At 69.6% G+C, this 12,673-nt stretch carries 9 protein-coding genes and 1 pseudogene; 4 read left to right on the top strand and 6 right to left on the bottom strand.

The window, feature by feature from the left end; genetic code table 11:
- Positions 1 to 192: 192 nt before the first annotated feature.
- The 4 genes from AC1DYD_RS40060 to imuA form a co-directional block, all read right to left on the bottom strand.
- Entirely contained in the window at positions 193 to 360 is a 168-nt protein-coding gene (locus tag AC1DYD_RS40060) for a hypothetical protein (protein WP_478178274.1), read from the bottom strand.
- A 128-nt stretch (positions 361 to 488) separates the two neighbouring features.
- Entirely contained in the window at positions 489 to 3,749 is a 3,261-nt protein-coding gene (locus AC1DYD_RS40055) for an error-prone DNA polymerase (RefSeq protein ID WP_478178273.1), read from the bottom strand.
- A 276-nt stretch (positions 3,750 to 4,025) separates the two neighbouring features.
- Entirely contained in the window at positions 4,026 to 5,339 is a 1,314-nt protein-coding gene (locus AC1DYD_RS40050; protein ID WP_478178272.1) for a DNA polymerase Y subunit UmuC family protein, read from the bottom strand.
- Positions 5,308 to 6,105 carry a translesion DNA synthesis-associated protein ImuA gene (gene imuA / locus AC1DYD_RS40045; protein WP_478178271.1) on the bottom strand — a complete coding sequence of 266 codons (798 nt, stop codon included), beginning with the start codon at positions 6,103 to 6,105 and terminating at the stop codon, positions 5,308 to 5,310. Before imuA ends, AC1DYD_RS40050 begins: the two co-directional genes overlap by 32 nt.
- Before the next feature lie 98 nt (positions 6,106 to 6,203).
- On the opposite strand from imuA, the gene AC1DYD_RS40040 reads away from it, so the two are divergent.
- Positions 6,204 to 7,157 (top strand): aldo/keto reductase, encoded by a 954-nt coding sequence (locus AC1DYD_RS40040; RefSeq protein ID WP_478178270.1) that lies wholly within the window; start codon positions 6,204 to 6,206, stop codon positions 7,155 to 7,157.
- Positions 7,158 to 7,163: 6 nt separating this feature from the next.
- Here the strand turns inward: AC1DYD_RS40040 and AC1DYD_RS40035 are convergent, their stop codons facing one another.
- Positions 7,164 to 8,042 carry an alpha/beta fold hydrolase gene (locus tag AC1DYD_RS40035; protein ID WP_478178269.1) on the bottom strand — a complete coding sequence of 293 codons (879 nt, stop codon included), beginning with the start codon at positions 8,040 to 8,042 and terminating at the stop codon, positions 7,164 to 7,166.
- 32 nt (positions 8,043 to 8,074) lie between these two features.
- Positions 8,075 to 8,896: a DODA-type extradiol aromatic ring-opening family dioxygenase gene (locus tag AC1DYD_RS40030; RefSeq protein ID WP_478178268.1), complete on the bottom strand. Its 822-nt coding sequence runs from the start codon at positions 8,894 to 8,896 to the stop codon at positions 8,075 to 8,077.
- A 91-nt stretch (positions 8,897 to 8,987) separates the two neighbouring features.
- Here AC1DYD_RS40030 and AC1DYD_RS40025 point away from each other — a divergent pair, with 91 nt between their 5' ends.
- From AC1DYD_RS40025 to AC1DYD_RS40015, 3 genes and pseudogenes are all read left to right on the top strand, one after another.
- Positions 8,988 to 9,878 carry a LysR family transcriptional regulator gene (locus AC1DYD_RS40025; RefSeq protein ID WP_478178267.1) on the top strand — a complete coding sequence of 297 codons (891 nt, stop codon included), beginning with the start codon at positions 8,988 to 8,990 and terminating at the stop codon, positions 9,876 to 9,878.
- 88 nt (positions 9,879 to 9,966) lie between these two features.
- On the top strand, positions 9,967 to 11,850 hold the full coding sequence (locus AC1DYD_RS40020) for an ABC transporter ATP-binding protein (RefSeq protein ID WP_478178266.1): 1,884 nt from the start codon (positions 9,967 to 9,969) through the stop codon (positions 11,848 to 11,850).
- Between the two features lie 327 nt (positions 11,851 to 12,177).
- Positions 12,178 to 12,673: pseudogene (locus tag AC1DYD_RS40015) on the top strand (DUF2868 domain-containing protein); the annotation flags it as partial.

The raw sequence follows: 12,673 nt of genomic DNA, 5'->3' as shown, positions 1-12,673 counted from the left end.
GTCCGACGGTGGCGGGTCCACCACGGGCGCGGGCGGCGGCGACGTCGAGGGTGGCGTCGGGAGGTCGGGTGCCGGCGGCGGCGGCCCGATGGGCGTGCCGGCGCCGGCGCGCTGCAAGGCGGATGCGGTCATGGCGACAGGTTAGCGAAAAGCGCTTCGATGACGAAACCCCACGGCGTATCCGGGTCTCTGCTAGAACAGATCCAATCCGGCGGCCACCATCATCGCGACACCCGCCGCCACGCTGGCCCAATGGGCGAGGTTGGCGCACAGGTCCCAGTCGCGGTACCTGTGCTCGACGCTGCGCTGGAAAGACTCGCCGATGGCATCGAATTCCGGGCCTTGAATGTTCGCGATCATCATTGCACTCCGTGCATCGATGCTATGTCCGCAACGCCTCTTCCCCCCGATGAAATCGGCGCCGCATATTGATGCTTCCTGCGCATGAATATCGCGGCCTGGGACAGCGTCGGATGCGACCCCGGATGTCAGTGGAAGTCACGGCTCGTGTTGCTCTGCGCCAGCCGTCCCAGCAGCGGCGTGAGGTCCCTGAAGCCGGTCGCCACCAGGTGGCGCACCTCGCCGCCGCTGTCGACGTCGCGCTGCCAGGTGCCCTGCACCGCCAGCAGCTGCGACTTGAGCAGCGGCTCGCGCCAGGCTTCGACCACGTGGCTCCAGACGATCACGTTGACGTTGCCGGTCTCGTCCTCGAGCGTGACGAAGATCGTGCCGTTGGCGGTCTGCGGCCGCTGGCGGCCCTTGACGATGCCGCAGGCCCGCACGGTCTGGCCGCTGGGCAGCGGGCGCAGCTGCTCCGCGCTCATGAGTTGCATGCGCGCCAGCCGCGAACGCAGCAGCGCCAGCGGATGGCGGCGCAGCGTGAGGCCGAGCGAGGCGTAGTCGCCGACGATCTCCTCGCCTTCGGACGCCGCGGGCAATCGCAGCGCAGGCTCGTCGATCGGCACGCCCTTGAGCAAGGCCGGTGCCCGGCGCTGCGCGGTCGCATCCCACACCTGCTGCCGGCGATGGCCCGAGAGCGACATCAGGGCATCGGCCGCGGCCAGCGCCGCCATGTCCCTGGCGTCGAGCTCGGCGCGCAGTGCCAGGTCTTCGGTGCTGGTGAATGGCGCCTGGGCGCGCGCCTCGAGCAAGCGCTCGGCGCCGGCCTTGCTGAGGCTGCCGACGCGTTTCAGGCCCAGGCGCACGGCCGGCTGGTTCGCGTTGCCCAGCCGTTCGGCATGGCGCGCATCGGTGCCGGGCGGCGCACGCGGCGCATCGGGGGCGCGCGTTTCGGTCGTGCTGTCCATGTCGCTGGCCGTGACATCGACCGGCCGCACCTCGACGCCATGGCGGCGCGCATCCTGCACCAGCTGCGAAGGGCTGTAGAAGCCCATCGGCTGGGCATCGAGCAGCGCGGCCAGGAAGCAGGCGGGCTCGTGGCGCTTGAGCCAGGCACTGACACAGACCAGCAGCGCGAAGCTGGCCGCATGGCTTTCGGGAAAGCCGTAGTCGCCGAAGCCGAGGATCTGCTTGAAGATCGCTTCGGCGAAGGCGGGCGGGTAATCTCGATGAACCATTCCGTCCACGAGCTTCCTGTGAAATTTCTCGAGGCCGCCCTTGCGCTTCCAGGCGGCCATGGCCCGCCGCAATTGATCGGCCTCGTCGGCCGTGAATTCGGCCGCGATCATCGCGATCTGCATCACCTGCTCCTGGAAGATCGGCACGCCCAGCGTGCGCTCCAGCGCAGGCCTCAGCTCTTCCTTCTCGTAACGGATCGGCAGCCCCTTGCCCACTCGCTCGCGCTGCTTCAGATAGGGATGCACCATGCCGCCCTGGATCGGCCCGGGCCGCACGATCGCGACCTCGATCACCAGGTCTTCATAGGTGCGGGGCTTGAGGCGCGGCAGCATCGACATCTGGGCCCGGCTCTCGATCTGGAACACACCGACGGTGTCGGCGTCGCAGATCATCTCGAACACCTTGGGATCGTCGTTCGGCACCTGGTGCATCTCCAGCGTCGTTCCGCGCCAGCGATTCATCAGGTCAAGCCCGCGACGGATGGCGCTCAGCATGCCGAGCGCGAGCACGTCGACCTTGAGCATGCCGATCGCCTCGAGGTCGTCCTTCTCCCACTGGATGACCGAGCGGTCCTTCATCGAGGCCTTCTCGACCGGCACCAGCCGCGTGAGCCGGGTGTGGGTCAGCACGAAGCCGCCGACGTGCTGGCTCAGGTGGCGCGGGAAGCCCTTGAGGGCGCACGTGAGATCGATCCACTGCCGCAGCTTGAGCGCGTCCTCCTGCACGCCGGCGCGCTCGGCCGCCGCCTGCAACTGCTCGCCGAGCACGGTCTCGTCGAACCAGTAGTGGTCCTTGGCGAACTCGTCGACCAGCCGCGCATCGATGCCGAGCGCCTTGCCGACGTCGCGCAACGCACTGCGCGAGCGATAGCAGATCACGACCGCGGCGATGGCGGCCCGTTCGCGGCCGTATTTCTCGTAGATGTACTGGATGACCTCTTCGCGCCGCTGGTGTTCGAAGTCGACGTCGATGTCGGGCGGCTCCTGGCGATGGCGGCTCAGGAAGCGCTCGAACAGCAGGTGACCCTTGTCGGGATCGATCGCAGTGATGCCCAGGCAGTAGCAGACCGCCGAGTTGGCCGAGGAGCCGCGGCCCTGGCAAAGAATGTCCTGGGAGCGCGCGAAGCGCACGATGTCTTCGACCGTGAGAAAGAACATCTCGTACTCGAGTTCATGGATCAGTTCGAGCTCGCGCTGGACCTGGAGGCGAACCTTTTCAGGAATACCCGAGGGATATCTCTCGCTCGCCCCTTCCCAGGTCTTGCGCGCCAGCGTCTGCGCCGGTGTCTCGTCGATGCCCAGGCTTTCGAGCGGGTACTTGTAGTTCTCGCGGATCACCTTGGGATCGAAGCGGCAGCGATCGGCCACGACCAGGGTGTTGGCGAGCATCTCGGCCGCATAGAGCCCGGCCAGCCGCACGCGCGGCCGCAGATAGCGCTCGGCGTTGGACTGCAATGCAAAGCCGCATTCGGCCACGGTCTTTCCTTCGCGCACCGCGGTCAGCACGTCGTGCAGCGGCTTGCGCTTGCGCGAATGCATGTGGACGTCGCCGGCCGCCACCAGCGGCACGCCGGCACGCCGGCCCGCCTCGACCAGCGCGACGAACCAGAGGTCGTCGTCGAGTTCGTTGAGCAGTTCCAGGGCCAGCCAGAGATTGCCGTCGAACAACGACCTGGCGGCCATCAGGTCGCCGTGCAGCGCGTCGGCGTCGACCGCCTCGCCGGGCTTGCGATCCGGCACGAAGAGAATCTCGCAGTGCTGCAGCGAGGCCACGTCGCTGCCGTCCCAGCTCACGCGGTACTCGCCCTTGGGCAACTCGGTGTTGCGCGCCGCGGTGATGAATTCGCAGAGGTTGCCCCAGCCTTCGGTGTCGTTGGCGATGACCACCAGCCGGAATCGCTCGAAGCGGAACTCGCTGCCGAACAGCAGCCGGAAATCCGGGTGGCGCGGGATCGGCTGCTCCTCGGGATGCTCGCGCTCGTAGGCATCGAGCTTGGCGGGCAGATCGCGCAAGCCCACATAGGCCCGCACCACGCCGGCCACCGAGCACTCGTCGGTGATCGCGAGTGCCGCATAGCCGAGCTGGTAGGCGCGCTCGACCAGTTCCTCCGGCGTGGAGGCGCCGCGCTGGAAGCTGAAGTTGGTCAGGCAATGCAGCTCTGCGTATTTCATGGCTCGCCCCCAGGTTGGGCTCACTGCGTGTAGCCCGCCCACCCCCTACCGGGGGCAACACCAGCGGCCCGGCAAAGCCGGTTCCGCGGTGTTTCACCGACGGGCCCGGCTGCGCCGGCCGGGGGAAACCGGCGCTGTGTTTGTTTGTCGGCTGCGCGCAGCGCGCCTGTTGGTGGGCAGTCACGGAACCGGCTTCGCCGGGCCGCCGACTGCGCCCCCGGTAGGGGGTGGGCGCCCCGACACGAAGTGCGGGGCAACCTGGGGGCGAGCCACATGTCAGGCATAGAGGCCTTGCAGGTACCAGCGCACCGAACAAGTGCTCGGACGCTCGCGAAAGATCCAGACCAGGCCGGCTTCGGGGCTCTCGGCGACGTAGTAGTCGCGCACCGCGGGATGGCCGCCCTCCCCCACGCCGCCCCACCAGCCGGCCTCGACCCGCTGGGGTCCGATCAGCTTGCGCAGCGGTCCGCGCCAGCAGGGACGCTCGCCGTCCATCTCGAGGCGCAGGGGTTCGGGCAGCAGCCACGCCGGATAGATCGCGTCGGCCGGGGATGGCGCCGGGGCCGCCACGGCCTTGCCCGCCGTGCGCAGCGCCGGCTGCCAGGCCTGGCGGCGCTCCGGCCGGTGATCGGCCTGTGCCACCGCGCGCAGCACCTGCTGCGGACCGAGCCGCGCGCTGAGCCGCTCGACCAGTTCGTGCAGCTTGTCGCCCTTGCGGTTGTCCTCGGGCAGGAAGCTGGTGCTGGCGCCGGCCCAGGGCGTGGTGTCGAGGGTGCGCAGGCGCAGCCAGCTCGCCGGTGCGGCCAGCGTGGCGAGCGCGAGTTTCTCGGCCATCAGGCGGCGCAGGTGCGCCATGTCCTGGGTCGGCTCTGCCGTGCGCACCACGATCTGCTGGTGCGGTGGCAGGTCGACGCCGTTGAAGCGCTTGAGGTCGAGCGTCCATTGCAGCTCGAGCGCCACCGCGCCGCGCTGCCGCGCGCGCAGCCAGATCTGCAGCGCCGCGAGCAGGCGGTTGGCCGACCACATGAGCTCGCTGGCACCCTCGGCCAGCGCGGGCAGTTCGAGCTTCTGCTCGAACACGTCGGGCAGCGTGAGCCAGCGATGGCTTTCGGGCCGCAGGCCCCAGGCCGCATCGAGTGCCGCGCGCAGTTCCTTGCCGAAACGGCGCGTGAGGCCGCCGCGCGGCAGCGCCGCCACATCGCCCCAGCTGCGGCAGCCCAGATGCGCCAGTACGTCGAGGTGATCGCGCGCGGCGCTCAGCGTGTCGAGCGGCAGGCCTGCGGGCAGATCGGCCGACGGCTGCTGGCCGCGCGCGAACATCCGCAGCCGCGCGAGCGCGACCAGGCTGGTCGCGCCCTGCGCCTGCCGCAGGCGCTGCGGCGCCGCCGGATTGAGGTGCGCGATCTGGCGCATCAGGCCGAGCCGCCCGCCCCACAAGCGCTCGCAGGCCGACACCTCGAGCAGCAGCGCTTCGTCGACCCAGGCAACGCGCGGCGTGAACTGCAGCGCCCACCAGCCGAGCGCCTCGGGAGAAGGAGGAAGCGCCTCGACTTGCGGGTCAGGCTGCCACTGCAATGCGATCCAGTACATGTCGATTTCTCTGCTGGAAGTCGAGGCGCACCACCGTGGCGCCTTGGACCTCTTGCGCGGCGCCCTCCTGCTGCCGCAGCAGCTTGCGCCGCAACTGGCTCGCGGCGAGCAGCGCCGTCATGCGCTGGCTGCGTGCCGGCAGCCGGATCGGCGAGGCCAGCGGCGGACCGCGGCGCTTGAGGATGTGGACCTCGATCTGCGTGCGGTCGTGCTCGCCGGCCACCAGTTGCAGCCGCAGGCGTGCCGGCGAGGTGGAGGCCGCCACGGATGCGGGCCGAAAGACGAACAGCAACGATTCGTGCTGGGCCGCCGCCAGTTGCAGCCGCCGCAATTCGCCCACCCGCGCCTGCGGCAGCCAGGCCAGCACGGCGGCGACGTCGGCGCAGCGCAACGCCTGCTCGCAGGCCCAGAGCCGCGCGGCCGAGGCTTCGCTGCGGATCCACAGCAGCGATTCGACCGGCAGGCCGCCGGCCGCCAGCGAAGGCCCGAAAGGTTCGTGCGGCGCGCCGATCAGCGCGACCGGACCGATGCCGCCCTGCACGGCCCGGGCCAGTGCGGGCAGCAGCAACTGCCACGCATGCGCCTCGGGGGCGGATTGCAGCAACTCGGTCATCGCCCCGACCGGCCAGCCGCCGCCGGGCAGCTGCGCATCGAGCGCGGCATGGCCGGTGCCGACGACCTGCGCATCGGCCAGGCCGAGCTCGTCCGCACGCCACATCCCGTGGCGCGCGGAAGAGGAAAAAGAGTCGAGGGAAGGGAGGCCCATGATGAATTGAATGACTGTATTTTTATACAGTATTCAGCCATCGTGGAAGATTTTTGTAAGTACGGGGGAAAGCAGACACCCCAGCGCGCCTGGCGCCGATGGAGTACATATTCCGAGTGCCTTCTTCGCCCACCCTCACCCGCGGCGAGCTGCTTCGCCTGGCCGCAGCGCTCTCGCTTTCCGCCGCCTTGCCGCGACCCGCCGCCGCCCAGTCCCCGGGAGTCCGACGCATGAACACCCGCCCCATCCCCGCCACCCGCGAAGCCCTGCCCGTGGTGGGCTGCGGCACCTGGATCGGCTTCGACGTCGCGCCCGGCAGCGCCGAATACCAGCGGCTGCCCGGCGTTCTCGATGCACTGTTCGCCGCCGGCGGCACGGTGCTCGACAGCTCGCCGATGTATGGCCGCTCCGAGGCCGTGACCGGCGACTTGCTGGCCGCCTCCAACCAGCGCGCCAAAGCCTTCCTCGCCACCAAGGTCTGGACCTCCGGCCGCGACGCCGGCATCGCCCAAATGGAGCAGTCCTTCCAGCGCCTGCGCACCGATCGCATCGACCTGATGCAGGTGCACAACCTGGTCGACTGGCGCACCCACCTCAAGACCTTGCGCGGCTGGAAGGACCAGGGCCGCGTGCGCACCATCGGCATCACGCACTACACGGCCTCGGCCTACGCCGAGGTCGAGGCGGTGCTGCGCGCCGAGAAGCTCGACTTCCTGCAGATCAACTACTCGATCGATGAGCGCGAAGCGGCCCGGCGCCTGCTGCCGCTGGCCGCCGAGCGCGGCGTGGCGGTGATCGTCAACCTGCCTTTCGGCGGCGGCGGATTGCTGCGCCGCCTGCGCGACAAGCCCCTGCCCGCCTGGGCCGCCGAGATCGGCTGTACGAGTTGGGCCCAGGTGCTGCTCAAGTTCGTGCTGAGCCACCCGGCCGTGACCTGCACCATTCCCGGTACCAGCCGGCCCGAGCACATGGCGGACAACGCGGCGGCCGGTGCGGGTACGTTTGCGGACGCGGAGTTCTGGCGGCGCAATGCGGCTTCGCTGCCTCTTTAAGCCTCTTCAATCCAGGAAGCTCAGCAGCGCCGCGTTGAACGCATCCGCCCGCTCGAACTGAGCCCAATGCCCGGCGCCGTCGATCACCACGCCTTCGCGCTCAGGATGACCGGCGACGAGTTGTGCCACCAGGGGCCGCGAATCCGCCGTCACGTCGTGCTCGCCCCAGAGCAGCAGCTGCGGACCACCCATCGCATCGAGCGCGGCCTGCAGCCCGCCGGACTGCGAGACCTCCTTGCTGCGAAAGCGCGTGCCGTGGCAGGAGATGTCGTGGATCGCGAAGGCCAGCGCATCGATGGCCGCCTTGTCGTGCAGCATCAGGGCGGCCAGGTTGTGCAGCAGCGCACCGCGCTCCTGGTCGCGGTCCTCGGCGGCGCGCCAGTTGATCATCTCCACCGTCATGCGCCGCAGCGTGCCGTGGCCGCCGCTGCCCACCAGGGCCAGGCGCCGGATATGCCCGCGGCGCTGGCCGAACTTGGCCGCGACCAGGCCGCCGAACGAGAAGCCGCCGAGGTCGATGTCCGTCTGCGCGCCAATCAGGCTGTCGAGCGTTCCGGAGAGCGCCTCGAGCAACGGGTCGACCGCGGCCTGGCCGGCCGCCGGCTTCGACGGTGCGTCGGATTCGTTGAAGCCCGGCATGTCGGGCAGCCACAGCATGTGCGAGGCCGACAGCGCCTCGACATTGCGCAGCCAGTGCATCCAACTGCCATGGCCGCCGTGCAGCAGCACCAGCGGCGGGTGCGTGTCGTCGCTGCCAAAGCAGCGCCAGCGCACGCGCACGCCGTCGTGTTCGGCGTCGTGAGAGGTGGACAGCGCGTCGATGCGCGCGATCAACGCGAGCGCATCGGCTTCCGCCCGCGGATCGAAGGTCGAGAAATAGGGCACTGGCAGATTGTGCCGCGCACCCGACCTCGGCTTCAGGCCGCCGCTTTCCCGAAGCGGAAGCTCGACACCGAGATCCCGCCCATGAACGCATCCTCGTGATAGATGCGCTCGCCCGCTTCGCCTTCTGCCGCACCGACCGCGACCATCAACGGGATCAGGTGCTCCTCGCGCGGGTGCGCGATCCGGGCCGCGGGTGCCGCCGACCATTGCAGCAGATGCTCGACCCGTTGCGGCGGCGTGCTGCGAACCATGGCCGCATCGAGCCAGTCGTCGAAGGCCTTCGACACATCGCGCGCCTGCGGACCGAAGTTGCGCAGGTTGTGATAGCTCAGGCCGCTGCCGACGATCAGCACGTTCTCGTCGCGCAACGGCGCAATCGCACGGCCCAGCGCGATGTGCTCCGCCGGATCGAGTCCGCGCCGCAGCGACAGCTGCACCACCGGCAGCTCGGCCTTCGGGTAGATCGCGGCCATCGGCGAGAAGGTGCCGTGGTCGAAGCCGCGCTCGGCGTCGAGTGCAGCGGGCAGGCCGGCCGCCTCGACCAGCGACTGCACGCGGCGCGCCAGCTCGGGGGAACCGGGCGCGTCGTAGTGGATCTGGTAGGTGTGGGCAGGGAAGCCGCCATAGTCGTAGATCATCGGCGGGCGCGGGTTGCCCATCACGGTGAAGGCGGGCTCCTCCCAATGCGCCGATACCATGAGGATCGCAGCCGGCGTGCGGCCGATCTGGCGCGGCATGTCGGCCAGCGCGGCTTCGAGGCGGTCGTAGGCATGGCCCATCTCCTTCTTCATCCAGGGCCAGGGGCCGCCGCCGTGCGAGATGAAATAGGTGGGCAGTGTCGAAGTGGTGCGCATGGAATGTTCCTTGAGCGCCAGTCTAAGGATTTCCCACAGAGAAATCGATAGGCTAGGATTCATCGATTCGTTTCCCAGGAGGAAATCATCGATGGACCGCCTGACCAGTCTTCGGGTCTTCAGGGAGGTGGTGGAATCGGGCAGTTTCGCCGCCGCCGCCGGGCGCCTCGCAATCTCGGCGCCGATGGCCAGCAAGCATGTGGCGCAACTCGAGAAATCGCTGGGCGCCCGCCTGCTGCATCGATCCAGCCGGCACCTGAGCCTGACCGAGGCCGGCCAGGCCTGGTACGAGCAGAGCCGCCGCGCGCTCGACCTGCTCGACGCCGCCGAGAACGCGATCGGCCAGAAGAACGAGGTGCCGCGCGGCCAGCTCAAGGTCAGCGCGCCCGTGTGGTGCGCCACCCCGCGCTTCGCTGCCGTGCTGGCCGGCTACCGGGAACGCTGTCCCGAGGTGCTGGTCGACATGCACCTGGAGAACCGCAAGGTCGACCTCGCGGCCGACGGCTACGACCTCGCGCTGCGGGCCGCGCAAGAGCTCTCGCCGGCCCTGATCGCACGGCCGCTGTGCACGCTGCAGTTTCACCTGGTCGCGTCGCCCGCCTGCATCGAACGCGCCGGCATGCCGGCCGTGCCCGCCGACCTGGCGAAGCTCGACGCCATCGTGCCGAGCTACGTGCGCATCGAGGGCCTGGCGCTCAAGGACGGCAAGGGCCGCCAGGCGCCGCTGCGGCTGCGGCCGGTGATGAAGTCGGACGACACCACGCTGACCCTGCATGCGGTGCGGGCCGGCATCGGCATGTCCTTCCTGCCTGAGTGGCTGATCGATGACGACCTCGCGCAGGGCCGGCTGCTGCGGCTGGTGCCGGACTACAAGGCACCGGCGGTGACCCTGTTCGCGGTCTACACCAGCCGGCAGTACATGGCGCCCAAGCTGCGCAGCTTCATCGACTTCGTCGGCCAGCGCCTGGGCGCGTCCGAGTAGCCCCCACGAAACGTCGCGGCGCAAGCCCCCTGGCGTGCGCAGCCGCTTGCCCGCCGCTACAGTGACGCCTCCTTGGAGACCGCCCGCCTTGTTCCGCTACTTCGAAAAACTGCTTCCCGCCTACCCGGTCGCCGAACCCGAACTGCCGCCGCGCGGCCTCCTCGCCTTCCTGTGGGCCTGCACCCGTGGCCTGCGCGGCAAGATCGCCGCGATGGCGCTGCTGACGGCCGCGATGTCGGCCTTCGAGGCGCTGCTGTTCGCGATGCTCGGACGCATCGTCGACTGGCTCGGCGGCCAGGTTCCCGCGCGCCTCTGGGAAGAGCGCGGCACCACGCTGATGTGGCTCGGCTTCGCGCTGGTCGCGAGCATCGGCGTGGTGGCGCTGCAGACCATCGTCAAGCACCAGACGCTGGCGGTGAACCTGCCGATGCGGCTGCGCTGGAACTTCCACCGCCTGATGCTCGGCCAGAGCATGGCCTTCTACCAGGACGAGTTCGCCGGCCGCATCACGGCCAAGGTCATGCAGACCGCGCTGGCGGTGCGCGAGACGATCTTCGTGCTGGCCGACGTGCTGGTCGCGATGGTCGTCTACGTCGCCACCATGATCGTGCTGGCGGCGGTGCTCGACCGCCAACTGATGCTGCCCTTCCTGGTCTGGCTGGCGCTCTACATCGGCTCGCTGGTCTTCTTCGTGCCGCGCCTGGGCAAAGTGGGCAAGGCGCAGGCCGACGCACGCGCCTCGATGACCGGGCGCGTGACCGACGCCTACACCAACATCGCCACCGTCAAGCTGTTCTCGCACACCCAGCGCGAGGCCGGCTTCGCGCGCTCGGCCATGAAGGAGTTCATGGGCACCGGCTATGCCCAGATGCGGCTCGTGAGCGCCTTCGAGATCGTCAACCACACGCTGAGCATGGGCCTGACCGCCGGCATGGCGGGCATGGCGCTGTGGCTCTGGTCGCAGGGCGCGGTCGGCGTCGGCGCGGTGGCCGCCGCCACCGCGATGGCCTTGCGGCTGCAGGGCATGTCGCACTGGATCATGTGGGAGATGACCAGCCTGTTCGAGAACATCGGCACGGTGCAGGACGGCATGAACACGCTGTCGCGGCCACGCACGGTGCTCGACGCCGCCGACGCGAAGACCCTCGACGTCCCGCGCGGCGAAGTGCGCTTCGCGCATGCGAGCTTCCGCTACGGCGAGGGCGGCCGCCGCGTGATCGACGACCTGAGCCTCAGCGTCAGGCCCGGCGAGAAGATCGGACTGGTCGGCCGCTCGGGTGCCGGCAAGTCGACCTTGGTGAACCTGCTGCTGCGCTTCCACGACCTGGAGGGCGGCCGCATCCTGATCGACGGCCAGGACATCGCGCACGTCACGCAGGACAGCCTGCGCGCGCACATCGGCATGGTGACGCAGGACACCTCGCTGATGCATCGCTCGGTGGCCGACAACATCGCCTACGGCCGGCCCGATGCCGGCGAGGCCGCGATCCGCGCCGCCGCCGAGCGCGCCGAGGCGCACGACTTCATCCAGACGCTGGGCGATGCGAATGGCCGGCGCGGCTACCAGGCGCACGTGGGCGAGCGCGGCGTGAAGCTGTCGGGCGGCCAGCGCCAGCGCATCGCGATCGCCCGCGTGATGCTCAAGGACGCGCCGATCCTGCTGCTCGACGAAGCCACCAGCGCGCTCGATTCCGAGGTCGAGGCCGCGATCCAGGCCAGCCTGTACCGCCTGATGGAAGGCAAGACCGTGATCGCGATCGCGCACCGCCTCTCCACCATCGCGGCGATGGACCGGCTGATCGTGCTCGACAACGGCCGCGTGGTCGAGGAAGGCGACCACAAGACGCTGCTGGCCAGGGGCGGCCTCTACGCCCGGCTCTGGGCGCACCAGAGCGGGGGCTTCCTCGGTGACGGGGACGAGGATGGCGACGACGAAGAAAGCGGCGCCCTGCGGGAACCGTCGACGGTCTGACTCGCGCGTCCTACAGTGGGCCGTGACGGCCGCCGACATCGGATCCACCGCGTGCTGCCACAGTGGATTCGTCTTCAACAAAGAGGAGTTTCCACCGTGAATTCCATCATTTACATCGTCGGCCTGGTCGTGGTCGTGGTCGCGGTGCTTTCCTTCTTCGGCCTGCGCTGACCGCAGCTGTTCCTCTTTTCTTCCGCCCTCTGCCGGAGGGCCCGCCGGGGTCGCTTGCGGCCCCGTTTTTCGCGGGCCGCCGGCGCGGCTTCGCCGGGCATAATTTCGCGCTCCACGCCGGTGCGCCGGCGCCATGCCCCGTTGTGAAGGAAGCCGTTGAATCCCGTCGCGCCGCCGCCCTCTTCGTTCCAGGACGCGGTCATCACCGAGTCGGTGAAGCTGGTCGAAGAGGCAGGGCCGCTCGACGATGCGCAAGCGATGCGGCAAGCCATGCGCCTTCATGGCGATGCCGCCGGACGCATCCTCGAACGCGCACGCCTGCTGGGGCAGCGCATCGGGCTGCAGGCCGAGCTGGCGCGGGCGCGTGCCTGGGCGCCGTGGGTGCTGCTGGGCCTGGTCGCGCTGATCGTGATCGCCGGGCTTTCGCTGGCGGGCAACGTGCTCGGCGGCGGCCAGCGGCAGATCAACGTCGTGGTGGCGCTGGCCAGCCTGCTGGGGCTGCACCTCCTCACCCTGCTGCTGTGGCTGCTCGGGCTGGCGCTGCCGCTCGGCGCCTTCCCGGCCTCCTTCGGCTGGCTCTGGCTGAGCCTCACGGCCCGCGTCGCCGGCGGCCGGCGCGGCCAGGCGCCGGTGCTGCTGCGCGCCACCACGC

The organism is Variovorax sp. P4_B11 (assembly GCF_056402355.1).
This window is presented reverse-complemented; position numbering and strand designations above follow the sequence as displayed.

Excerpts from the sequence above, each read along its gene's own strand:
- AC1DYD_RS40060 (WP_478178274.1), bottom strand. The coding sequence starts at position 360 with ATGATCGCGAACATTCAAGGCCCGGAATTCGATGCCATCGGCGAGTCT.
- AC1DYD_RS40055 (WP_478178273.1), bottom strand. The coding sequence starts at position 3,749 with ATGAAATACGCAGAGCTGCATTGCCTGACCAACTTCAGCTTCCAGCGC.
- AC1DYD_RS40050 (WP_478178272.1), bottom strand. The coding sequence starts at position 5,339 with ATGTACTGGATCGCATTGCAGTGGCAGCCTGACCCGCAAGTCGAGGCG.
- imuA (WP_478178271.1), bottom strand. The coding sequence starts at position 6,105 with ATGGGCCTCCCTTCCCTCGACTCTTTTTCCTCTTCCGCGCGCCACGGG.
- AC1DYD_RS40040 (WP_478178270.1), top strand. The coding sequence starts at position 6,204 with ATGGAGTACATATTCCGAGTGCCTTCTTCGCCCACCCTCACCCGCGGC.
- AC1DYD_RS40030 (WP_478178268.1), bottom strand. The coding sequence starts at position 8,896 with ATGCGCACCACTTCGACACTGCCCACCTATTTCATCTCGCACGGCGGC.
- AC1DYD_RS40025 (WP_478178267.1), top strand. The coding sequence starts at position 8,988 with ATGGACCGCCTGACCAGTCTTCGGGTCTTCAGGGAGGTGGTGGAATCG.